Origin of the sequence: Blautia sp. DFI.6.71, from assembly GCF_020593585.1 — a bacterium.
GTDB lineage: Bacteria > Bacillota > Clostridia > Lachnospirales > Lachnospiraceae > Blautia_A > Blautia_A wexlerae.
Genome location: NZ_JAJDMJ010000007.1, coordinates 69141 through 94820, shown reverse-complemented (window position 1 = coordinate 94820; position 25680 = coordinate 69141). Strand labels below are relative to the sequence as shown.

Annotated in this window: 15 protein-coding genes; 11 read left to right on the top strand and 4 right to left on the bottom strand. The window is 42.6% G+C overall.

Translation table 11 applies throughout. The features are described from left to right. Window positions 1-14 precede the first annotated feature (14 nt). The 3 genes from LJE12_RS05340 (at window position 15) to LJE12_RS05330 (ending at window position 5770) form a co-directional block, all read left to right on the top strand. Entirely contained in the window at window positions 15-1994 is a 1980-nt protein-coding gene (locus tag LJE12_RS05340) for a diguanylate cyclase (RefSeq protein WP_227226763.1), read from the top strand. Window positions 1995-2469: 475 nt separating this feature from the next. Next, window positions 2470-4713 (top strand): PTS transporter subunit IIABC, encoded by a 2244-nt coding sequence (locus LJE12_RS05335; RefSeq protein WP_227226764.1) that lies wholly within the window; start codon window positions 2470-2472, stop codon window positions 4711-4713. Window positions 4714-4936: 223 nt separating this feature from the next. Beyond that, on the top strand, window positions 4937-5770 hold the full coding sequence (locus LJE12_RS05330) for a PRD domain-containing protein (RefSeq protein ID WP_055057743.1): 834 nt from the start codon (window positions 4937-4939) through the stop codon (window positions 5768-5770). Between the two features lie 69 nt (window positions 5771-5839). Here the strand turns inward: LJE12_RS05330 and LJE12_RS05325 are convergent, their stop codons facing one another. Together LJE12_RS05325 and LJE12_RS05320 are read right to left on the bottom strand one after the other, a co-directional pair. After that, window positions 5840-6772 (bottom strand): prepilin-type N-terminal cleavage/methylation domain-containing protein, encoded by a 933-nt coding sequence (locus LJE12_RS05325; protein WP_055057742.1) that lies wholly within the window; start codon window positions 6770-6772, stop codon window positions 5840-5842. 134 nt (window positions 6773-6906) lie between these two features. Next, window positions 6907-9621: a response regulator gene (locus LJE12_RS05320; protein WP_118613596.1), complete on the bottom strand. Its 2715-nt coding sequence runs from the start codon at window positions 9619-9621 to the stop codon at window positions 6907-6909. 183 nt (window positions 9622-9804) lie between these two features. On the opposite strand from LJE12_RS05320, the gene LJE12_RS05315 reads away from it, so the two are divergent. Together LJE12_RS05315 and LJE12_RS05310 are read left to right on the top strand one after the other, a co-directional pair. Continuing rightward, complete coding sequence (locus LJE12_RS05315; RefSeq protein WP_172679996.1) at window positions 9805-11229, top strand: GGDEF domain-containing protein; 1425 nt, start codon at window positions 9805-9807, stop codon at window positions 11227-11229. Window positions 11230-11665: 436 nt separating this feature from the next. After that, on the top strand, window positions 11666-12532 hold the full coding sequence (locus LJE12_RS05310; protein WP_227226765.1) for a hypothetical protein: 867 nt from the start codon (window positions 11666-11668) through the stop codon (window positions 12530-12532). Between the two features lie 84 nt (window positions 12533-12616). On the opposite strand, the gene LJE12_RS05305 is transcribed toward LJE12_RS05310, so the two are convergent. After that, window positions 12617-13255 carry a PduL/EutD family phosphate acyltransferase gene (locus tag LJE12_RS05305; protein ID WP_025580128.1) on the bottom strand — a complete coding sequence of 213 codons (639 nt, stop codon included), beginning with the start codon at window positions 13253-13255 and terminating at the stop codon, window positions 12617-12619. Between the two features lie 342 nt (window positions 13256-13597). Here LJE12_RS05305 and LJE12_RS05300 point away from each other — a divergent pair, with 342 nt between their 5' ends. The 3 genes from LJE12_RS05300 (at window position 13598) to ybaK (ending at window position 16097) form a co-directional block, all read left to right on the top strand. After that, on the top strand, window positions 13598-14776 hold the full coding sequence (locus tag LJE12_RS05300; RefSeq protein WP_025578668.1) for a transglutaminase domain-containing protein: 1179 nt from the start codon (window positions 13598-13600) through the stop codon (window positions 14774-14776). Between the two features lie 75 nt (window positions 14777-14851). Beyond that, window positions 14852-15628 (top strand): TM7S3/TM198-like domain-containing protein, encoded by a 777-nt coding sequence (locus tag LJE12_RS05295; protein WP_025578669.1) that lies wholly within the window; start codon window positions 14852-14854, stop codon window positions 15626-15628. Then, window positions 15612-16097, top strand: coding sequence for a Cys-tRNA(Pro) deacylase (ybaK, locus tag LJE12_RS05290; protein WP_008703300.1), 486 nt, complete (start codon window positions 15612-15614; stop codon window positions 16095-16097). The genes LJE12_RS05295 and ybaK overlap by 17 nt, the downstream gene beginning before the upstream one ends. Before the next feature lie 41 nt (window positions 16098-16138). On the opposite strand, the gene LJE12_RS05285 is transcribed toward ybaK, so the two are convergent. Then, complete coding sequence (locus LJE12_RS05285) at window positions 16139-17779, bottom strand: ABC-F family ATP-binding cassette domain-containing protein (protein WP_008703297.1); 1641 nt, start codon at window positions 17777-17779, stop codon at window positions 16139-16141. A gap of 351 nt (window positions 17780-18130) precedes the next feature. Between LJE12_RS05285 and LJE12_RS05280 the strand changes: the two genes are divergently transcribed. From LJE12_RS05280 to LJE12_RS05270, 3 genes are all read left to right on the top strand, one after another. Then, window positions 18131-18538, top strand: coding sequence for an RrF2 family transcriptional regulator (locus LJE12_RS05280; RefSeq protein ID WP_008703296.1), 408 nt, complete (start codon window positions 18131-18133; stop codon window positions 18536-18538). A 274-nt stretch (window positions 18539-18812) separates the two neighbouring features. Further along, on the top strand, window positions 18813-22349 hold the full coding sequence (gene nifJ / locus LJE12_RS05275) for a pyruvate:ferredoxin (flavodoxin) oxidoreductase (protein WP_227226766.1): 3537 nt from the start codon (window positions 18813-18815) through the stop codon (window positions 22347-22349). Between the two features lie 494 nt (window positions 22350-22843). After that, window positions 22844-25579 carry a YfhO family protein gene (locus LJE12_RS05270; protein WP_227226767.1) on the top strand — a complete coding sequence of 912 codons (2736 nt, stop codon included), beginning with the start codon at window positions 22844-22846 and terminating at the stop codon, window positions 25577-25579. The last annotated feature ends 101 nt before the right edge of the window (window positions 25580-25680 follow it).

Sequence of the window (25680 nt, the reverse complement as noted above, 5' to 3'; positions counted from 1 at the left end):
AGAGGCTGGGAATAATGATTGAGTGGAAACAAATGACGATGCAGGAAGCAGAGAATAAAATGGAGGTGCTTCGGGAGATTTTTGATGTAGTCCGTCTCCTGAAAGGGAGTGATCTGCAGGCTGCCGGAATGGAAAGTAAGCTTGCAGGAAGAGAAAATCCTTGCCAGTGTTATGCTTTCTGGAATAAAGATAAAAGATGTGAGAATTGCATTTCCCTTAAAGCACTGGAGGAAAAGAAACAGACATCCAAAATTGAATTTCTTGATTCTGATATGTATCAGGTATTTGCAAGGTATCTGGAGATTGACAGTGAGCCTTATGTAATGGAAATGCTGAAAAAGCTGGACGAGAACACGCTGACAGATGAGGAAGGATATGAAAAACTGACGGAAAAGCTGACTGTATATAGCGAAAAGCTGTATAAGGATGTGCTGACAGGGGCGTATAACCGCAGATATTTTGAGGAAAAAGTCAAAAATATGTCTTTGAATGCCGGAATTGCAGTTATCGATCTGGATGATTTCAAATTGTTCAATGACACTTATGGTCATGATGGAGGAGACCTGGTACTGATAACCGTAGTGAATGTAATTCGGCATTATATCCGTCGCACGGATATTCTGGTGCGCTATGGAGGAGATGAATTTCTGTTGATCCTGCCCGGAATTGAGAAGGAAGTCTTTTCACAGAAGCTCCGTATGATCCAGAAGAAGATCCATGCGACGCATATTCCGGGTTTTAATCGTCTGAAGCTTTCAGTGAGCATTGGTGGAGCTATGTTTACCCATGGCAGATTGGAGGAAGCGATCACCAAAGCAGACAGACTTATGTATATGGCCAAGGGACATAAAAATATAGTAGTGACTCGGTGGGATCAGAAGAAAAATACAGATGAGATGGAAAAAAGGAACCGGCTCCAGCTTCTGGTTGTTGATGATTCTGAAATGAACCGAGAGATACTTAAGGAAATTCTGGGAAAAGAATACCGGATACTGGAGGCCTGTGACGGGGAAGAGGCTCTGAAGATACTGGAGCAGTATGGACCTGAAATCTCATTGGTTCTGTTGGATATTATTATGCCAAAAATGGATGGATTTGAAGTACTCGCCTATATGAACAGAGATAAATGGATCGAGGATATACCGGTGATCATGATTTCCAGTGAAGGATCAGAGAGTTATATCCGCCGTGCCTACGAACTGGGGGCTTCGGATTATATAAGCAGACCATTTGATGCTAAGGTGGTATATCAGCGGGTTATCAATATGATCAAGCTCTATGCCAAGCAAAGGCGTCTGATCCATTTGGTAACAGATCAGATTTATGAAAAAGAGAAAAACAACCGTATGATGACCGGGATTCTCAGTCAGATTGTAGAGTTCCGAAATGGTGAAAGCGGGCTTCATGTGCTGCACATCAATATTCTGACTCAGCTTTTGCTGGAGAAATTGATGCGAAAATCAGAGAATTACGATCTTTCTTGGTCTCAGCAGCATATGATCGCCACAGCTTCAGCACTTCATGATATCGGTAAGATTGGAATTGATGAAAAAATTCTGAATAAATCCGGAAAGCTTACAAAGGAAGAATTTGAAGCCATGAAACAGCACACGATCATAGGTGCCCGGATGCTTGACAGTCTGGAAATGTATCATGATGAAGAGATGATGAAATATGCCTATGAAATATGCCGTTGGCATCATGAACGTTATGATGGAAAAGGATATCCGGATGGTTTGAAGGGAGAAGAAATCCCCATATCTGCACAGGTGGTATCACTGGCAGATGTGTATGATGCCCTGGTAAGTGACCGGGTATATAAGAAAGCATATTCTCATGAAAAGGCAATAGAGATGATCCTAAATGGAGAATGCGGAATGTTTAATCCTCTTCTTTTGGAATGTCTGGTGGAAATTCAGGATAAAGTACGCAAGGAACTTGGTATTAAAGATGTGAATGAATGTCTGGAATATCTGGAAGAGAGAAACAGATAAAATCCCCCTGAAAAGAGCCTAAACTCAGCGATGAATGGGTGTACATTTCTGTAAATCTGAATGGATTAAAATGGGAAGACAGAGTGATCAAGTTGAACGTGTAGCCTGCGGCAGTGGGAAATCAATAAATTTCTATCAGATCAGAAGGATGCAGAGAATGTTGCGGCTTTGAAAATAATAAATGGTCATTACAGAGATCGATTCATGAAATGCAAAAATATTTTGTAAAAAATTTTCCTGAGTATCTTGACAGGGAATAAATAATCCTTTATAGTATAGTACAGATTTGGTGTGTTACTGGACAGGCAGGCATTAACCGGTCATAAATATTATTTTTTAATGTTTATGGGGGTTAGTGCCTTTTTTTGATGTATTTTATGTGGTAAAACGCGGAATAATCATATGTCAGAAGGTTTTAATCTCCCGAAAACAAGACGGTTTATTCGCACGAATAAGGAAAAGGAGACAAAAGAACATGAAAGACAAGATTTTTGGAGTTTTGCAGCGTGTGGGAAGATCCTTTATGCTTCCGATCGCAATTCTCCCTGTTGCAGGTTTGCTGCTTGGTATCGGCAGTTCCTTTACAAATGAAACAACTATCGCTACCTATGGATTGCAGAAGATTCTGGGAAGTGGAACATTACTTAATTCTCTTCTGATCATTATGAACAAGGTTGGAAGTGCTGTATTTGACAATCTGCCGCTGATCTTTGCTGTTGGTGTTGCCATTGGTATGGCAAAGAAAGAGAAAGAGGTTGCTGCTCTTTCTGCGCTGATTGCATATTTCGTTATGAATGTGGCTGTCAGTGCCATGCTTCTTATCAACAATGAAATCACAGCAGACGGTCAGATAGCAGCAGATGTACTGGAAGGAACCATTACTTCTGTATGCGGGATCCAGTCTCTGCAGATGGGTGTATTCGGCGGTATTATCGTAGGTCTTGGTGTTGCGGCACTTCATAACCGTTTCCACAAAATTGTGCTTCCGAATGCGCTGTCATTCTTTGGCGGCTCAAGATTTATACCGATCATTTCTACGATCGTATATATGTTTGTGGGAATCCTGATGTATTTTGTATGGCCGGTAGTTCAGAACGGTATTTATGCTCTGGGCGGTCTGGTAACAGGAAGTGGATATCTGGGAACTCTGATTTTTGGTATTATTAAACGAGCACTGATCCCCTTTGGGCTGCATCATGTATTTTATATGCCATTCTGGCAGACAGCAGTGGGCGGAACTATGGAAGTTGCAGGACAGGTGGTGCAGGGCGGACAGAATATCTTCTTTGCACAGCTTGCTGATTCTGCAAATATAGCACATTTCAGTGCGGATGCAACCAGATATTTCTCTGGTGAGTTTATCTTTATGATTTTTGGTCTTCCGGGAGCAGCGCTGGCTATGTATCGCTGTGCAAAACCTGAGAAGAAAAAAGCGGCAGGCGGACTTCTTCTTTCCGCAGCGCTGGCATGTATGTTTACTGGTATCACTGAACCGCTGGAATTCTCATTCCTGTTTGTAGCTCCGGCATTGTTCGTAGTTCAGGTGATCCTGGCAGGTGCGGCTTATATGATCGCACATATGCTGAATATTGCAGTAGGACTTACTTTCTCAGGCGGTTTCCTTGACCTGTTCCTCTTTGGTATCCTGCAGGGAAATGCAAAAACAAGCTGGCTGAGGATCATTCCGGTTGGTATTATTTACTTTATCCTGTATTATGTGATCTTTACATTTATGATCAGGAAATTTAATTTCAAGACTCCGGGACGTGAAGATGATGATACAGAGACAAAGCTTTATACAAAAGCTGATGTAAATGCAAGAAAAGAAGCCGGAAAGACAGCCGGTGCAGCTGCAGCAACCTCCGGTGATCCGGTAAGTGAACTGATCACCAGAGGCCTTGGCGGAAAGAAAAATATCGTAGATGTTGACTGTTGTGCGACAAGACTTCGTATCACAGTTGCAGAGCCTGAGAGAGTTCGTGATGAACTTCTGAAACAGACAGATTCCAGAGGAATCGTGAAAAAAGGACAGGGCGTACAGATTATCTATGGACCTCATGTAACTGTTATCAAGGCGAAGCTGGAAGAATATCTGGAAACTGCTCCCAACGAATTCGCGGATGAGACACCGGATAATGTACAGGTACAGGAAAATGCTGCAGCAGGAAATGCAGATGGACAGAACAGTGCAGAGGTTGAGGACAAAAATGCAGGTACAGCACAGTCCTTGGCACCTGTAAAAGAAGAAAAGATCAGAAAAACAGCAATCATTTACAGCCCTGTAGACGGAATCGCAGCAGATCTTTCTACTGCACCGGATGAGGGATTTGCAGGAAAAATGATGGGTGACGGTGCAGTGGTGACACCAACAGAAGGTACTGTATATGCACCTGCAGACGGTGAAGTTGAGTTTATTTTTGATACAAAACATGCTATAGGTTTCCAGACAGATTCCGGTATCCCTATGCTTCTTCATATGGGAATCGACACTGTAAAACTGGAAGGAAAAGGCTTCGAAATCCTGGTAACAGAGGGTCAGAAAGTGAAAAAAGGTGATCCGATGATGAAACTGGATTTGGAGTTCTTAACTGCTAATGCTCCGTCTATCACTTCCCCTATCCTTGATACTGAACCGGAAGACAACCAGAGGATCAGACTTCTGGCAAACGGTGAGATCAAGGCCGGTGAACCGTTGTTTGCGGTGGAGACACTGGAATAATATTGTTATCAAAAAACAGTTGGATGATCAAAAGAGATGACATCTTGATTATCTGACTGTTTTTTTACCCTTTTTGCAGGGGGGATCTGGAAATCAAAAATGTAACAAATTTGTGTGACGGGTAGGATTCTTATTCAAAATATGGTAAACTATAGCAGTCTTATGACCAAAGGGAAAATTATTATAATGGCAATAAATTTTTATAGAGGGGATTACGACAGAGATGTACAGAGTTAGCAAGGTATTAAATAATAATGGTGTTATAGCCATTGATATGGATGAAAATAAGGAGTATGTGATTCTTGGCAAGGGTGTTGGCTTTGGAAAAAAGGTCAGCCAGCGTTTTGATAAGCCGGAGGGATGCACTACATATCGTCTGGAACAGGAGACAGAGCGTGGATCTGCGAAGGAACTGGTAAAGGGAATAGAGCCGGAGTATCTGGAGATTGCAGATGCAATTCTGACAGAGTCACAGAAAGTGTTTGGAGATTCCATAGACAGAGGGATTCTTTTTCCACTTGCTGACCATATTTCTTTTGCAGTCGCAAGAATCCGCAGAAATGAGCAGATCAGCAATCCGCTGACAGAGGATATCAAGGTTCTTTTCTACAGTGAATTTAAAGTTGCGGAAACACTGAAAACAATTCTGAGAGAAAGACTTCAGATAGAGATTGATGATCATGAGGTTGGATATGTGGCATTGCATATTCATTCTGCAATTGGTGACGAGAAGGTATCTGTTGCCATGCAGACTGCGAGAGCAGTGAGAGAGTGTATAGATATGATCGAGAAAGCAACAGGTAAGCCAATCGATGTACTGTCACTGTCCTATAATCGTCTGATGAACCATATGAAGTATATGGTAGCGCGTGCATCTACAGGAGAGAAGCTGAATCTGGACATGAATGAATATATGTTGGATCAGTATCCCCAGGCATATAAGGTTGCCACTGACATCTGTAAAAACCTGGAAGGATGTATTGGACATAATCTGGATGAAACCGAGACAGGATATCTGGCAATGCATATCCAGAGAGTGTATAAGGATGCGGTATGATAATCAGTAAAGAAAGAAATTCCCTGCTCGGCCGGAAATATTTTATTTCTGGTCTGAACAGGGAGTTTTTTATGGTTCCGGCAGGGTATCCTTATATTTCATATATTTACCTTCGGTAAGTAGCTTTTCATATGCATCGTAAGCGTCCTGCAAAGTATCGTATTTTTGATCTGAAGAAAGATATTTTTTGTAATCGTTTAGCGTTTTTACAGTTGCAAGGATTGTCACATAAGTTTTTTTGGAGCGAGTAGCAGTTGTTGTTTCGGAAACATAGAATTTGCCATCTGTTGTGCTGATAATAACTGGGATTTTTTGGTTAACACCTACTTTATTGGTGTCTAAAGAAGTCCAAAAAAGATAACGATCGGATGGAAATCTTCCATTTCCATTTCCATAATATGCCCAGGTACCGTATTTCAGCAGACTTTTTTCTTTTTTGGCAATTTCGTTTTCAATTTTCTTAACTCTTTTGGTACCTGCTTTGGAATCAATTTCAAAGTTATATGTATTCATTATATCAGCATCAGTGGTTAATAAACCAGAATCCTTGAGCGGCCCCATCAAATCTTCATTAATATTAAACGGATATTTCTTCACACCACTCCCATTTCCGCCGGACCATGTAAATTTCACACTGTTATCATCATTAAGGGAAATCTCACATGTTCCATTGGCGACTGGAATTCCTTTCCAATTGGCAGTATCTTCGTCACCTACAGTATGGGAAATCCCGGCGATGGTGATAGTTTTTGCGGACTGCCAGTCATCTATTTTCTGTTTCAGCTTAACTGTTCTCGTTGCATCTTTGGGATCTTTTCCATCCAGATTTATATCTGCCATCATTTCGCCATACTCAGTGCGGACGTTTGCCAGGTCTGTTGATTCGCGGCTTCGTTCCACATATTTTGTGTAAGAAGGCGCCAGAAGTCCGACAAGAATTGCCAGGATTGCGACCACGACTACAAGTTCAACCAGAGTAAAGCCTTTATCTTTTTTTTGCATGTATTTTACCTGTAAATAAAAATGTTAAATAATAGTTATGCCGGGGGTAAAATATATACTTTACCACTTAAGCTTTTTTAAGAATGATAGCACAGAATCTGTTACTGTGCAATATTTGCAGAAAAAATATTTATTTACAGATACAGGGCAATCGTATGGATCATTTTTTCCACATCCAGTGGTTTGGCCAGATGTGCGTTCATGCCACAGCCCAGTGCATGGCGTACATCCTCTGCAAAAGCATTGGCGGTCAGTGCGATGATGGGAATGGAAGAAGCATCCGTCCTGTCAAGCTTCCGGATCTGGCGTGTGGCTTCGTATCCATCCATCAGAGGCATCATAATATCCATAAGTATTACATCAAATGTCCCCTCAGGATGACTGGAGAAAAGTTTCACAGCTTCCCTGCCATTGGATACTGCAGTTACCACAGCCCCTTCTTCTTCAAGGAGTACCTGTGCCACCTCTCGGTTTATCTCATTATCCTCCGCCAGCAGGATCTTTATGCCCTGAATGGAGTTTCGCTCAGATTCTGTCTCAGAAGAGATATCCGTTTCTTCTGCCTCTTCAAATGGCAGAGTGATCACAAAAGTACTTCCGATACCCGGAGTACTGGAAATCTCAATGGTACCCCCCATCTGTTCAAATAGCGCTTTGGCAATGCTCATACCCAGTCCGGTGCCATGATATACACTCCGGGCATCCACCTTCTCCTGAGTAAAGGGTTCAAAGATCTTCTCCAGATATTCTCTGCTGATGCCGATTCCCGTATCAGAGATCGTCCATCTGCAGACCAGTTTATGATCATGGGAAGGGAGAATATTGATCTCCGTATGGATCGCCCCATTCTCTCTGTTATACTTGATACAATTACTGTAAATATTCATCATGGCACGACGGAGGTGCAGAGGGCTTCCGTATACAAAGGGATGTTCGTATATCTCCGGTGCGATATGAACGGTGAAATCAATGCCGTTTTTCTGTGCCTGCATATCGATCAGCATCTGTGTTTCTTTTTCATATCTGATCAGATCAAAAGGTTCATGGTTGAGTACAAGTCCACCCTCCTCGATTTTGGACATATCCAGCACATCATTGATGAGAGAAAGCAGATGACTGGCCGAAATGAATGCTTTTTCACGATTATTTTTAAGGAATTTAACATCATTTTCATGTTTTTTATCAATTTCCAGCAGACCAATGATCCCATTCAGAGGTGTACGCATATCGTGGGACATACGGGAAAGGAAATTGGATTTCTCTGCATTGGCGCGTTCGGCAGTGTCAAGAGCTTCTTTAAGGAGCTTCTGGTGCCGGATCTCTGATTCCACCACATCGTCCACATTCAGAAATCCCAGAACAATGATACCGGAGTCTTCGTTTTTGATAAAGCGGAACTGATAGTAATGGATACCATCCCTGTCATTTATCCGGTAATTTCCCTTGTATTCGGACTGACCGGACAAAACACTCATTACATTACCCAGTTCCAGTGATTCTTCCAGCATTGTACGGTCATCCGGATATACACGCTGCCGGATATAATCTGAGAGGAAAAGATCATAGGGATATGTATCGTTGTGTTTTTTGTCTGGATCAGGGACATCATGGTCTTCCTGCTTGATCACAGAGAGAGTTTTTTCTCTGGGGTTGATCAGGTATACGTTCAGGTAGTTGCTGCTCAGTGTCTGGACAATACTTACCTGTGTCTCATAGGCTTCCTGTGTTCTGGTGACATCTTCACCGTAGAGGATTGCTTCCAGATGGTTGTTGGAAGGATTGAGCAGCAGTCTCGCCACATATTTGGAAATCCTGGCTATATTGTCATCGTAGAGACAGCGGGAAACCCTGGTGACTTCCACCTGACCGTCCTCATAGCTTTTCATCAGGGAACTGCGGCAAAATGCATTGATGAAATCGTTTCTGTCCTTTAATACCGGTATGAAAACAGCAGTCTCTGCGATAAAATGGTCAATGGAAGCGTCAGCATCCAGCCCATAGGCCAGGGCAGAGGTTCCTCCGATCTTCAGAATCTTATCATCTGTAAGGTCGAGATGAAAGTAGCCGGCAGCATGGGTAATGGATGCCAGAAGAGAGTGGAGCTGGTTTTCATAAATCTTGCGTGCTGTCACATCATTGTCTTCACAGGCCACTGCAATCACAAAATCCCGATAGTCATCGGCGTTTCCGTTTCTGGCAATGAGCAGATAATAGTAATGGACAGTATCTGTGACAAGCCTGAAATGGAATTTGAAAGAGGCTTCCTGAGAAAGTCTTTCCAGCAGGGTTTCATAATTCAGGTGTCTGGATACATAGGAACGCTCATCCGGATGAACATATTTCTGAATGAGAAAATCAAATGACAGTTTATAGTCTGAATTATCTTTAATATCGAGATCCGCAAAAGCATCAGTAAATCTGGAACGATATACGGAGATTTTCCCGGTTTCCCGGTTTACGCCATAAACAGACATGTAGTCAGAAGCAAGCAGGTTGATGGCACCCAGCAGACGGAGAGAGTTCTCACCTGTGGGAATAGACTTTGACAGGCTTTCTCCTTCGGCTACTGTGCTGAATACAAGTGCATGTCCTCTGCTGCCATCGGGCTGTACAGTCTCTACTGCATCAACTGTTTCATAAATATGGCGGATCGGATCCAGGTAAGTCTTTGGTCCCTGTATCCCCAGTGCTACAGGGCAGGGTGGGCATGGGGAATCAAGCCCCATAAGTGCCTTATAGCATTTCACTCCCGGCTGGAGATTGGGGTACAGCTGTTTGGCAGTGTCGTTATAGCTTAGGATATTATAGTCTTTGTCTATGCTGTAATATCCGGATGAGTGTGTGTTCATAATTTTGTACTCCTGATGTTTAGTATTTCAAAGTATACTCTTTTTACCAAAAAATAGCAATGATAATGGGGAAATTTATAAAAATTGTACAATGTTTCTGATGCCTGCACACGATTCCCAGGTTGACATCCCATCTGCCGTTTGCTACACTAAAACCACATATCTGACAAAGGAACGGGAAATATGAAGAAGAAAAAAATTATAATTTTATCTATTATGATAATTGTGGTTGCCTTACTCCTTGAAGCGAGCATTTTGAAATATGTTAATGACAAAAATGCCCATAGAACATCAAAGGTGCTTCTTGATCGTGTGATTACTGTGCTTGATAAAAATGATGAGAGCAGGAACGAGCTGATCGAATCGTTAAAGGACGATTATATTGTAAGGGCTAAAGCTGTGTCATATATGATTGATGCTGATCCGGCGGTAGAATATGATGTGAATGAGCTGCAGAAAATAGCAAAATTAATGGCCGTTGATGAGATACATCTGTTTGATGATCAGGGAACTATTTACAGTGGTTCTGCGCCCAAGTATTTTGGCTATAATTTTGATTCCGGTGCGCAGATGGAGTATTTTAAGCCCATGCTTAAGAATAAATCGCTGACCATGTGCCAGGATGTTACTCCAAATACTGCAGAGGGAAAGAAAATGATGTATGCCATCACCTGGAATGAAGACGGAACCAAGATGATCCAGGTGGGAATTGAGCCAAAGAGACTTCTCAATGAAATAAAGCAGAATAACATTTCCAATGTAGTTGCCAGAATGCCGGTATATAAAGGCATTGAAATTATAGTTGCAGATGCGGATACACAGGTAATAGAAGGAGCCACGGACAGTAGCAAATTAGGGAAAAAACTGGAAGATGTGGGGATATCAGCGAATCCTGACAGTGATGACGGTGCGACTGTAACACAGATCAGAATGGATGGAAAGCACTGCAGATGCATGATGCGCCAGAATGATAACTATATTGTTTTTGTAACTGTAGAGGATTCATTTTATCAGCAGGGCGGCATGATTGCTATTTTTATAGTAGGCGCATATTTGGTACTGGCATCCTGCTGTATAACCTATATGTTTTCCAAAGTGATGAAAGAAAGACTGGAAAAAGAAAAACTGATATACACCTCAAATACGGATGAGCTTACCAGATGTTTAAACAGGCACGCATATGAAAATGATATGAAAAAGCTTAATCTTAGTGAGGAATGGGTATACATTTCTGTAGATCTGAACGGATTAAAACGGGCAAATGATTCTTATGGCCATATGGCAGGAGACGAGCTTATATGCGCAGCGGCAGATTGCATGAGAGACAGCTTTCATGAGTATGGAAAGGTATACAGAATCGGTGGAGATGAATTTGCAGTGATCATCACAGAGAATCCAAACCAGGTGGAAGAGCTGATACATAGCTTCGACTCCAATGTGGCAAACTGGCATGGAAAGTTTGTTGATTCAATGACTGTTTCGTACGGATGGGTTTTCAGCACAGAGAGAAACTGGGGTAGTGCATATGAAATTTCAAAAGCTGCAGATGCAAGAATGTATCAGAGCAAGGAACGCTACTATAAGGAAAGCGGTGCAGACAGAAGATAGGCAGGTTACAAAAAAGGAGCTGTCGGTAAATAAGCAAAATGCAGATGGCACATATACTTATAAAAACAATTGTAAAGTATATGCAAAAGTATCCAGTACAGTTTATCTTTATAGCAAACCAAATACACGAACTGTCTGGAACTCCGTTGACCTGAAACAGCGCCAGCTCTTTGATCTGGACTAATGCGTAATAATTTTACAAACTATAGTCAAATTAAATTCTATAAAAATGTCTTGAAACTACTGAAGAAGCATGCTAGTATAAAACCAAAGCATATTTCTCTTAAGTTTCAGGGCATTTTGCCGTCTTATATTCTAAATTCATTTCAGAAATCCATGCTTTTAATTCCAATTAAATTAGAAAAGCAGGAGTTCTGAACAATTCGGAAAAGAGCAGTATGTTCTTGCACTCCTGCTGACACAGGAGGTATTGTCTATGACAAAAAGAAAGAGCAAAAAAGTCACTGCAAACCGCAATTACAAGGATACAGTATTCCGAAAACTGTTTTCTGACAGGAAAAATCTGTTATCTCTGTATAATGCAATCAATGGAACAGCGTATACAGATGAAATGAAGCTGGAGATTGTTACACTGGAAAATGCAATCTATATGGGAATGAAGAATGATCTGGCGTTTATCATTGATACGAATCTTTTTCTGTATGAACACCAGTCAACCTACAATCCTAATATGCCATTGAGGGATTTGTTTTATATATCCGGTGAATATCAGAAATTAGTGGACAGAAAATCCCTGTATTCATCAATACTGCTGAAATTACCGGCACCGAATTTTATTGTATTCTATAATGGAAAGCGGAAAATGCCGGACAGATGGACGAACTGTCTGTCAGAATCTTACGAAAACCAGCAGGGAGAGCCTAATCTGGAGTTAAAGGTAGTTACGATCAATATCAACAGGGACTGCAACAGGAAATTGATGGAGCAGTGCAGGATTCTTGGAGAATATGCGCAATATGTAGAAAAAGTACGTGAAAATGCGGAGACTATGAGCTTGGATTCCGCTGTAAAAGAAGCAGTGGATGAATGTATTCAGAAAGGAATTCTGGCGGATTTTCTCAGAGTCAACCGCGCGGAGGTTATTGCGATGAGTATATTTGAGTATGACAAAGAGGAAGAGGAACAGAAACTGCAGGCAATTTATGAAAAGCAGGGTGAATTAAGAAAGGCAAAAAGCATAGCCATCTCGCTTGCGCAGGAAGGAGAATCCATAGAAAGAATAGCAAGAATCCTTGGTGAAACGGAAAAAACGATTAAAGAATGGCTGGCTGAAACGCATTAAAATTGGTTCCGCAGTATCATCAATTGAATGTTACTGTGGAACCTTTTTATATTCATCTGCTATTTTAGCCGGGTAAGTCGGATTTTATCTGCGTATCCCTGACAGTTCGTCTTCTATCCACTTATCTGTGTTGAAGTTACTGTCAAAGAACCTGACGATCACGCCGTAAGGTTCTGTATCACTGTTGAATGCGTTGGCTTCATCAGTGTCTACGTGCATTGCCAGGTGATAATTTCTGTGGACTCTGACTACTACATCTGCGTAGATAAGTGCACGTCCGTAGCTTTTGGTCAGGACGAAGACTTCGTCATTGTCTTTGATATGCAGGGCAAGTGCTTCATCCGGAGTCATGTGGATGTGGCGTTTGGCTACGATGACCCCTCTGGGGATTTCGATATCACCGCATGGACCAGATAAAATACAGCCGGGAGTTCCTTCGATATCACCGGACTGGCGTATTACACTTGGAATCCCCAGTTTTCTGGTGTCTGTAAGGGACATTTCTACCTGCGTGTCGCTGCGGAAAGGACCGAGAAGTGCCATGTTTTCGAAAGTACCTTTCGGTCCTTTGACAGTTACTCGTTCCCGGCACAGATATTGTCCGGGCTGGCTTAATTCTTTGATAAAATGTGGTTTGCTTCCTTCTCCGAATAATTTTTCAAAATCTTCCTGCGAGATATGCAGATGTCTGGCAGAAGTTTCTATAGGTATTTTGATGCTCATTTATTACAATACTCCCTCAATATGTTACTTGTATATGTCTGTCCGACATCCTGTTGCCTGATGGGATACAGAGCAGTTATACTTACTTTTTAGTGTATCTCTTTAATTGGAAATATGCAATGTTTATCTTGTAAGAAGGACAATTTTTATTATAAAATAGTGTTAACTTATTTTTATCGGTTTACAAGGAGAAGTGTTCTGGGCTATAATAAGATACATTAGAATAACAGTTACTGTGAGCGGAGTGAACAGTAACGAATAATAATTCTAAATGTGACAAAACAGAATGAAATAGTAATGTAATATCAGACTTATAGAATAATAACCAAGAAGGATTATTGAATGAGCAAAAAGAGATTTTCCGGGCTGCGTCTGATTCTTATGGTGCCTGTGGTGGTGCTTCTGGCCGGTGGACTGATCATCGGCGGAAGAGCTTTGCAGGAACCGGGGGAAGTAAGGACTCTTAAAAAGCAGGAGGTAGCGCAGACGGATGAAGGACATCAGGAGTATTATTTCGGCCTTCTTAATGAGAATGAACAGAGAGGCTACCGCGAGATCCTGGAGGGGATCAGAAGCTTTGAGGATAAATTTTATCTGTCTCTCTCAGGAGATAATGAGATAGACAGAGTGTATCATGCAGTGCTGAAGGATCATCCGGAGCTGTTCTGGGTACATAACCGGGAGAAAGTTTATAAGACGACTTATTCGGGCAGGGATTACTGTCAGTTTTCTCCGGGATATACTTATACAGAGGAGCAGAGACAGGAGATCACGCAGGCCATGGAGAATGCATATCAGGAGGTGGTGTCGCAGATTCCGGATGGTGCTGATGATTATACCAGGGTAATGACTGTTTATACATATGTCATAGACAATACAGAATATGTGATCTCTGATGATGACCAGAGTATAGCCGGAGCTTTCTGGAAGAAACAGGCGGTATGTGCGGGCTATGCGGGAGCAGTACAGTATCTGTTGGAGCGTCTGGATATTCCCTGTATTTATGTGGAGGGTGATGCTGCAAACAGTACCCAGGGACATGCCTGGAATATTGTAGAGCTGAACGGACAGTATTATTATGTGGATGCCACCAATGGGGACCAGCCGGACTTTCTGGAGGGTGATGCCACGCTGCTGGCAGAGCATAAGACAACGATTTATGATTATCTGTGTCCGTTCCCACAGGAGTACGAGGAGAATTATAAGGCCTCTGATGAGTTTCCTGTTCCTGCGTGTACAGCGACTGACATGAATTTTTATGTGAGAAACGGCGCCTGCTTTGATACCTATGACTGGAACAGTGTATATGACCTGTGCAGACTGCGTATTGACAGTGATGCTGCGGTGGTACGCTTTAAGTTTGGCAGCCAGGCGGCTTATGATGAGGCATATATGGATCTGATCGACAGTAATCATATCCAGGATATCGCAAAATATTATATGGAAGTCCATGGGCTGTCACAGATTTCCTACCATTACGGCGTGATCGACAATATGAAGACCTTATACTTCATGTTCTGACAGGTTTAGCTCAGATGTGTCAGTTGATGATAAGGAACGCTATAAATATATAACTAAAAGGAGTGACTGAAAATTATGGTTAATATGACAGATATATTTGGAAATGCGCTGAGTATTGCCGGAAGTTTTATGGATTCAGATCTGGTGAATCGTTTTATGATGGTAATATTTGCAGTGATCCTTGTGTTTGGAGTGCTGAACTGTATTCTGGGATACAGGCTTCTGCGTTTCTGGATGATGCTGGGAGGTTTTCTGGTAGGCGGCGGCCTTGCGCTGGTGGTTGTACATACAATGGGAATACAGGAGAAATCAACAATGCTGATCGCAGCACTGGCGGCAGGAGTTGTGTTCGCAGTGATTGCATTTCTGATCTATAAGGCAGGTGTGTTTATCCTGGCAGCAGGTATCGGCTGGGCGGCCAGTATTTATTTCCTGCATCCTACCAGCTCCGCAGTATTTTTTGCATGTATTCTGATCGGCGTAGCTCTTGGTTCCATGGCAGTGAAATACTGCAGGGAAGTGCTGATCGTGGCTACAAGTCTGATCGGTGGTATTATGGCAGGGGTTTCCCTTGCACAGCTTGGAAATCTGGCAGATATTCCCTATGGTCTGGGAATGAGTGTAGGGTTTGCAGTTCTGGGTATGCTGATCCAGTTTGCTATCAACAAACCGGTTTCTGATGAAGAGGATGAAGAAACGGTTGATGAAGAAAGCACTGAGCAGATTTACAGGCGAAATCAGGAACTGAGACAAGACCAGAGTTTTGAGCAGTCTCAGGATAGAGACATGGAGGAATCAATATATGCCAGAGGACAGAAAGGACAGGCGAGAAAAAATGGCAAAAGAAGCTAAGACAAATGCAATGAGAATGCTGGACAGACAGAAGGTTAAATATGAGGCGTTCTCCTATGAATGTGATGAATTTATTGACGGGATCCACAGTGCGGATAAGATTGGTGCTCCCTATGACCAGTCTTTTAAGACTCTGGTAATGGAAGGAAAGAGCGGCGGTTATTTCGTTTTTGTAGTTCCGATTGAAAAGGAAGTTGACCGTAAGGCGGCTGCAAAGGCTGTCGGTGAGAAGACAGTGGACATGATCCATGTGAAGGATATCACAAAGATTACCGGATATGTGAGAGGCGGCTGTAGCCCGCTGGGAATGAAGAAACCTTATCCTGTTGTGTTTGATGCATCTGCAGGAGAATTTGAGGAGATTTATGTGAGTGGCGGCCGTATCGGACTGACACTGAAGGTTCCCCTTGCTGATCTGCTTAAGGTGACAGGCGGAAAGCTGGCGGATATTATCATGAAGACAGAATAAAATAACAGGGTACGGCTAAGCCGTACCCTGTATTTTATTCTTTAGTTATCGGAAGCGTCCTCTTCATTGATCTCGAATACGTGACGTTTCTTAGCCATCTCATCACTTGCCAGATATTCATCGTAAGTAGTGATCTTGTCGATCATAGTTCCATTTGGAAGGATTTCCATGATACGGTTGGCTGTTGTCTGTACGAACTGATGGTCATGTGAGGTGAAAAGGATAACACCCGGGAATTTAATCAGACCGTTATTCAGTGCTGTGATGCTCTCCATGTCGAGGTGGTTGGTTGGCTCATCAAGGATGAGAATGTTTGCACCGGAGATCATCATCTTGGAAAGAAGACAGCGGACTTTCTCACCACCGGAAAGAACGCGTACACGTTTGATGCCGTCTTCACCGGGGAAGAGCATACGTCCGAGGAATCCACGAACATAAGTAGCATCCTTGATCTCGGAATACTGTGTCAGCCAGTCTGTAATAGTAAGGTCATTATCGAACTCTGCAGTGTTGTCCTTAGGGAAATATGCCTGGGAAGTGGTAACACCCCATTTATAATTTCCTTCATCCGGTTCCATTTCACCAACTAAGATCTTGAACAGAGTAGTGATTGCCTGTTCGTTGGCACCGACGAAAGCTACCTTGTCATCATGTCCGAGTGTGAAAGAAATGTTATCCAGAACTTTTACACCGTCGATGGTCTTGGAAAGGTTCTCCACCATAAGGACTTCGTTACCGATCTCGCGGTTTGGACGGAAGTCGATGTATGGGTATTTACGGCTGGACGGACGCATATCGTCAAGCTGGATCTTTTCCAGGGCACGTTTACGGGAAGTCGCCTGTTTGGACTTGGAAGCGTTGGCACTGAATCGGGAAATAAACTCTTGAAGTTCTTTGATCTTTTCTTCTTTCTTCTTGTTGGCTTCCTTCATCTGTTTGATGAGGAGCTGGCTGGACTCAAACCAGAAGTCATAGTTTCCGGCATAGAGCTGAATCTTGCCGTAGTCGATGTCTGCTGTATGAGTACATACTTTATTTAAGAAGTAACGGTCATGGGATACAACGATGACAGTGTTGTCAAAGTTGATCAGGAATTCTTCGAGCCATTCAATAGCAGGCAGGTCAAGGTGGTTGGTAGGCTCATCCAGAAGAAGAATGTCCGGATTACCAAACAGTGCCTGCGCCAGAAGAACTTTGACCTTCTGGCTTCCTGTAAGGTCAGCCATCTGGGAATAGTGGAGATCGGTTTCAATTCCAAGACCATTCAGAAGAGTAGCAGCATCAGATTCTGCTTCCCATCCGTTCATCTCTGCAAATTCACCTTCCAGTTCGCTGGCACGGATACCGTCTTCATCAGTGAAGTCCGCTTTTGCATAGATAGCATCTTTTTCTTTCATGATCTCATACAGTCTCTTGTTACCCATGATAACAGTATCCAGAACTGTATATGCATCATATTTGAAGTGATCCTGCTGCAGGAAAGAAAGACGCTGGCCCGGAGTGATAACAACGTCACCGTTGGTAGGCTCTAACTGTCCGGAAAGGATTTTAAGGAATGTGGACTTACCGGCACCGTTTGCACCGATGAGACCGTAGCAGTTGCCCTCAGTAAATTTGATATTTACATCTTCGAAGAGGGCCTTTTTACCTACGCGCAATGTAATATTGTTTGCTGAAATCATATCATACCTCTTTTTCGTGAAATTATTGTTTTGCAGTAACTGTCCGGCAGATTGTTTATGGAAAACGTATCTTTCGCAGGAAACAGTTACATTATTTCCTATTATATAAGTTACAACCGCTTATCATTGTACCGTAAATTGGGAAATTTGCAACTGTTTTTTGCTTTTTTGGGTTCTTTTATTTACAAAAAAAAGAAGCACTGTTATAATATAGAATAAATATAGCCTCTTGACAGACAGAAATATGAGGCATTGATATGACAGAAATAACGATTACTGTTTCCATTGTTTTATGCAAAACAGCGATGTGGACAGTAAAGGATAATTAATTTTAGAGAGGTTGCAAAGACTATGTTTATTACAAGAGAGTGCGATTATGCAGTTCGAGTGGTACGTGCGCTTTGGGGAGAGAGCAGACTGAGCGTATCCGATATCTGTGAGAAAGAAGCAATCACAGCTCCTTTTGCCTATAAGATCCTGAAGAAACTTCAGAAGGCAGAGATCGTGAAGGGATACAGAGGCGTACATGGTGGTTATTCTCTGAACAGGGGACTGGATGAGCTGACTTTATATGAGGTTTATTCAGCGATTGATCCGGATATGTTTATCATCGAATGTCTGGATCCGAAATATAACTGTGTCAGAGACGGACAGGATGGATTACCATGTCTGGTACATAGAGAATTGTTATCTGTACAGGATGAACTGATAAGTCTCCTTAAGAGAAAAACAATACAGCAGATCATGGAGGAGGCGTAGAGCCTCCTTTTTTTACTTTTATCTGCCTGATTTGTCCGAAATTTGGCATATCTGCATAATGTTAGTTATATGTAACTCGAAAAATGCACATATTTGCTACTGAAATAACAGAAAATCCCTGCTTTGTACCTCAGAAGATACAAAATATGTCAAAACAAATTGGACACAGGCAGAAGATTATGTTATAATCTACAATGAAATTTGAGGTATATTTTACTTATGCCTTGAAATAAATAATTAATTTTCATCAACCTTTAAGGAGGAAAAACAAACTATGGCAAGAAAGATGAAAACCATGGATGGTAACCATGCAGCTGCTCATGCTTCATATGCATACTCAGATGTAGCCGCTATTTACCCGATCACTCCTTCATCTGTTATGGCGGAAGCAACAGATGAATGGGCAACCCAGGGAAGAAAGAACATTTTCGGACAGGAAGTTCAGGTAACTGAAATGCAGTCTGAGGCTGGTGCAGCAGGTGCTGTACACGGATCTCTGGCAGCAGGTGCTTTAACAACAACATATACAGCATCTCAGGGTCTGTTACTTATGATCCCAAACCTTTACAAAATCGCTGGTGAGCAGTTACCTGCAGTATTCAACGTATCTGCACGTGCACTTGCTTCTCATGCACTTTCAATTTTTGGAGATCATTCAGACGTTATGGCCTGTCGTCAGACCGGATGTGCAATGCTCTGCGAATCTTCTGTACAGGAAGTTATGGACTTAACACCTGTTGCTCACCTTTCAGCAATCAAAGGTAAAGTTCCGTTCATCAACTTCTTCGATGGATTCCGTACATCTCACGAGATCCAGAAGATCGAGACATGGGATTATGAAGATCTTAAGGATATGGCAGATCTGGAAGCAATCGCTGAATTCCGTAACCATGCCCTGAATCCAAATCACCCATGCCAGAGAGGTTCCGCTCAGAACCCTGATATCTTCTTCCAGGCAAGAGAAGCATGTAACCCATACTACGATGCTCTTCCGGCAGTAGTTCAGGAATACATGGACAAAGTTAACGCTAAGATCGGTACAGATTACAAATTATTCAACTACTACGGAGCTGCTGATGCAGAACACGTAATCGTTGCTATGGGATCTGTAAACGATACAATCGAGGAGACAATCGACTACCTTGCAGCAGCAGGAAAGAAAGTCGGTGTTGTCAAAGTTCGTCTTTACAGACCATTCTGCGCACAGGCACTCATTGATGCAATTCCGGAATCTGTAAAACAGATCACAGTTCTTGACAGAACTAAAGAGCCGGGTGCACTTGGCGAGCCACTGTACCTTGACGTTGTAGCAGCATTAAAAGACAGCAAATTCGGCGGCGTAAAAGTATTCTCCGGACGTTATGGTTTAGGTTCCAAAGATACTACACCTGCACAGATCGTAGCTGTTTATGAAAACACTGCAAAAGAGAAATTCACAATCGGTATCGTTGATGATGTTACTAACCTTTCCCTTGAGACAGGTGCTCCGATCGTAACAACTCCTGAAGGAACAACAAACTGTAAATTCTGGGGTCTGGGAGCTGATGGTACAGTAGGTGCCAACAAGAACTCCATCAAGATCATCGGTGATAACACAGACATGTACGCACAGGCTTACTTTGATTATGACTCCAAGAAGTCCGGTGGTGTTACAATGTCCCACTTACGTTTCGGTAAGAAACCGATCAAATCCACATACCTGATCCACAAAGCAAACTTCGTAGCATGTCATAATCCATCCTACGTAAACAAATACAACATGGTTCAGGAACTTGTTGACGGTGGTACATTCCTCCTTAACTGTGCATGGGATATGGAAGGTCTTGAGAAACATTTACCAGGACAGGTAAAAGCTTTCATCGCTAACCACAATATCAAATTCTACACAATCGACGGTGTTAAGATCGGTATTGAAACTGGCATGGGACCAACACGTATCAACACAATCCTTCAGTCTGCATTCTTCAAACTGACAGGAATCATTCCGGAAGATCAGGCAATCGACCTTATGAAAGCTGCTGCCAAGGCAACATACGGACGTAAAGGTGATGATGTCGTACAGAAGAACTGGGCAGCTATCGACGCTGGTGCTAAACAGGTTGTAGAGATCCAGGTTCCGGAAAGCTGGAAGAACGCTGAGGACGAAGGTCTTCATATGACTCATGCAACAGAAGGACGTCAGGATGTTATCGATTTCGTTAACAATATCCAGGCTAAAGTTAATGCTCAGGAAGGTAACTCCTTACCTGTATCTGCATTCAAGGATTATGTAGATGGTACAACACCATCCGGTTCTGCTGCATATGAAAAACGTGGTATCGCAGTTAACGTTCCTGTATGGAATCCGGAAAACTGTATCCAGTGTAACAGATGTGCTTATGTCTGCCCGCACGCAGTTATCCGTCCTGTAGCTCTGACAGCTGAAGAAGCAGCTAATGCTCCTGAAGGCATGAAGACATTAGACCTTACAGGTATGAAAGAATATAAATTCACAATGTCCGTATCCGCACTTGACTGTACAGGATGTGGTTCTTGTGTAAACGTTTGCCCAGGTAAGAAGGGTGCGAAAGCACTTGCTATGGAAAACCTTGAAGCAAGCGCAGACGAGCAGAAATACTTTGACTACACAGTTAAACTGCCGGTTAAAGAAGATGTTATCGCTAAATTTAAAGAAGCAACTGTTAAAGGCAGCCAGTTCAAACAGCCTCTGCTTGAGTTCTCTGGAGCTTGTGCAGGATGTGGTGAAACACCATACGCTAAACTGATCACTCAGCTGTTCGGTGACAGAATGTACATCGCAAACGCAACAGGATGTTCTTCTATCTGGGGTAACTCCTCACCATCTACACCATACACAGTAAACGCTAAGGGACAGGGTCCTGCATGGTCCAACTCTCTGTTCGAAGATAACGCTGAGTTTGGTTATGGTATGCTTCTTGCTCAGAGAGCTATCCGCGATGGCTTAAAAGCAAAAGTTGAAGACGTTGTTGCTAACGGAACAAACGAAGACGTTAAGGCAGCTGGTCAGGAATGGCTGGATACATTTGCTGTAGGTGCTACAAACGGCGCTGCTACAGACAAACTTGTTGCTGCTCTTGAAGCTTGCGGATGTGACAAAGCAAAAGAAATCCTTGCTCAGAAAGATTTCCTGGCTAAGAAATCCCAGTGGATCTTCGGTGGTGACGGATGGGCTTACGATATTGGATTCGGTGGTGTTGACCATGTTCTCGCTAGTGGACGTGACATCAACGTTATGGTATTCGATACAGAGGTTTATTCTAACACAGGTGGACAGTCTTCCAAGTCTACACCTACAGGTGCTATCGCTCAGTTCGCTGCAGGCGGTAAAGAGACTAAGAAGAAAGATATGGCTTCCATCGCTATGAGCTATGGCTATGTATACGTTGCTCAGATTTCCATGGGTGCTGACTTCAACCAGACTGTAAAAGCTATTGCAGAGGCTGAGGCTTATCCGGGACCATCTCTGATCATCGCTTATGCTCCATGTATCAACCATGGTATTAAGAAAGGTATGGCAAAAGCTCAGACAGAGGAAGAATTAGCAGTTAAGGTTGGATACTGGCATAACTTCAGATTCAATCCTGCAGCTGAAGGAAACAAGTTCTCTCTTGATTCCAAGGCTCCGAGCATGGAAGATTATCAGGCATTCCTTGACGGTGAGGTTCGTTACAACTCTCTGAAACGTCAGAATCCTGAAAAGGCTGCAAGACTGTTTGCTAAGAATGAGGCTGAAGCTAAGGCTAGATTTGAATATCTGCAGAAGCTGATCGCTCTTCATGGTGCTGAATAATCTTTTCGGTTTTTGAACGACTGTAAACAAGTTTATAAATCATTAAAAAATAAATAGATAGAGCTATTTATAGTGTCCAGACGATATATGTGGGCCGCGGTACTTTTTGTATCGCGGTCCTTTTATGTATTGCTTAAAAAGGGGACGCCGGGGAATGGCAGAACATCTGAGGCTCAGTCTCGGAACCATGTAATTTCTAAGTATTTGAAAAACCGCTAAAAACATTCAGAAATTGCTCAAACTCGCTTCGCTCAAACAGTGAGCAATTTCTGAATAACGCGGCTTTCCAAATACTAAGAAATTACATGAACCCTCGAGATTCGCCTCAGATGTTCTGTCATTCCCCGGCTGGTTGTTGGCTGATTTAAATACTTTCGTCGTTCTTAAACAATGAAATAATGTTGGCTATAAATTTGACAAGTATTGGATATTTGTCTATAATCAGTAAGAACTTTATAACTCGGTTTAGAATGATAGAATATAAAGGAGCGGTTATGAGGAGATTTGTGAGCAGGGATAGTAAGAAGGATTTCTACTTATTATATACGCTTGTATTTGGGGTTATTTCTTTTTTTATCTATTATCAGTTTGCGGGGAATGGGAAGTCTTTGGTGTGGAGTCATGACGGGATTCCGCAGCATTTGAATTCTCTGGCGTATTATGGGCGGTATCTGAGGGAGGTTCTGCATACGGTTTTTGTAGAGCATAAGCTGGAATTGCCTATGTGGGATATGAATATCGGGTATGGTTCGGATATTCTTACAACTTTGCATTATTATGTAATCGGGGATCCGCTGACTTTGTTGTCTGTGTTTGTGCCGGCGGATAAGACGGAGGTTTTGTATGAGGTTCTGATTTTTCTGAGGATTTATCTGGCGGGGATTTCTTTTAGTGTTTTTTGTTTTTATCATAAGAATCCGAAGCAGGCGACGTTTATGGGAACGTTGATCTATATTTTTGCGGGATGGACGATTTATGCGGCTATGAAGCATCCGTATTTTTCCAATCCTATGATTTATCTGCCGCTAGTTCTGATGGGGATTGATAAGATTTATAAGAGGGAGAAGCCATGGCTGTTTATCTGGGCGACTGCGGTTTCGGCTATGTCGAATTTCTATTTCTTTTATATGATCTGTATTTTTATGTTTATTTATGCGGCTTTCCGGTATTTTGGGATTTTCAGTGAGAGAAGTGTGAAGGATGTTCTGGGATGGCTGGTGAAGTTTATCGGCTATTATGCGGTGGCTTTGATGATCGCGGCGGTTATTTTTCTTCCGGTGGTCATGACGATTTTTGGTACGGACAGGTTTCAGGCTGAGAATTATGTGCCTCTTTTATATGATAAAATTTATTATGAGAAGTATCTGGGTGATCTGATCGGGGAGAATATGATCCAGTGGGGGGTTGCCGGGTATTCTGCTGTTGCTATGGCGGGTGTGTTTGTGCTTTTCTCCAGGAAGAAGAAGTACCTGGATCTGAAATTAGGATTTGGGCTGTTGAATCTGTTTTTGCTGGTGCCTTTTGCAGGGCATGTGCTCAATGGTTTCTCTTATGTGTCCAACAGGTGGATCTGGGCTTATGGGATGATGATCGCGTATATTTTCGTGAAGGCATATCCTGAGCTGTTTACTCTGACTGTGAGGGAAAAGAAGAAGATTTTTGTCATGACGGTGGCGTATTGTGTGCTGGCTCTGTTTGCGAAAGCTGCCAGAACGCAGAGAAATATGGCAGGTGTGCTGGTTCTGGTATTGGCTGTGTTTACGGTTACTTCTTTTGGAAATATTTTTCTGCAGGGGAAGTATATGTGCGGGCTTCTCAGTGCTTTGCTTGTGGTGAGCATTATGTTGAATGTTTCTTATCAGTATTCTTATGAGAAGGATTATCTGTCAGAGTTTGCAGCCGAAGAGGAGTCGCTGGATAAGCTGGAGTCGAATACGGATAAGGCGGTTCTTGCTGCCGGGGATTCAGGTGTCTATCGTTATGACCAGTACGGGGCATTGCCCTATGATAATACTTCTATGTATATGGGTACGAACAGTACTGCTTATTATTTCAGTCTTGCAAACAGCAGTATCAGTGATTTTTTCAGTGAAATGTATCTGAATACGCCATGGGAGCAACATTATGAGAACCTGGACGGAAGGACGATCCTGGACAGGCTGGCTTCTGTGAAATATTTTGTGATAAGTGGTGATAATTTCCGCTATCTTTCCTATGGATATAATAAAGAGAAGGGCTCTGCAGGAAAGGGAAAAAGTGAGTGCAGGGCTTATGAGAATGAGAATGCACTGCCTCTGGGTTATACTTATGACAGTTATATTCCTGAATCGGAATATGAGAAAATGGATGTGGTAAAAAAGCAGCAGGCTTTGATGGACGGTGTGGTGCTTGAGGAGAGTACACTGCCTGAGGCATCTGTTGATGCTGATAATGAGAATATCCAGTATCGTATGGAGACAGGGGATGGTTGTGCTCTGTCTAAGGGAGCAATCAGGGTGACGAAGGAAGGGGCGCAGCTGAAGCTTGTGTTCCATGGTCTTACGGACAGTGAGAATTACCTGATCGCAGATAATCTGGATTATGACAGTCTTTCACCGAGAGAACTGATTGGTAACAGTCAGTGGAAGAAGATGTCTGAGTATGACCAAAATAAGGTTCTTGATGAGGACAGCCGGTGGCGATACTGGAAGGAATCAAAGGAAGCGGCTATGACAGTCAGCTCCAATGATGTGACCAAGACCATAAAGATTTTTACGGATAAGTATAATGCCTACAGTGGACGGCATGATTTTCTCTGCAATATGGGATATTCCAGATCAGGAGTTCGTACTATGACGATTACCTTTGCCAATACGGGTGTTTATACCTATGATAAATTAAGGGTTGTGAGTCAGCCGGTGCAGGGGATTGAGGAAAAAACTGTGAAGCTGGGTGAAGAAGCTCTTGAGAATGTAAAAATGGGAACGAATGAGATTACAGGGGATATCAGTGTTTCCGAAAAGAAAGCTCTTGTGTTGTCTGTTCCGTACAGTAAGGGATTTACGGCTTATGTGGACGGGAAAGAAACGAAGCTTCAGAAGGCGAATACCATGTTTATGGCTCTGGAACTGGAACCTGGTTCACATGAGATACGCCTGACATATTGTACGCCTTACCTGAAAGCGGGAATGCTTCTTTCTGTTCTGGGGCTGGCTATATATGTAATGCTGGTGTTCAGGAAGAAAAAGTAATCCAAATTCCATTGCTTCAGGAAGTCTGGAATGTATCTGAGTCTCGTTACTGAGAACGAAGAGAACAGTAACATACGTGCTATTATCCTGTGAAGTGTTTG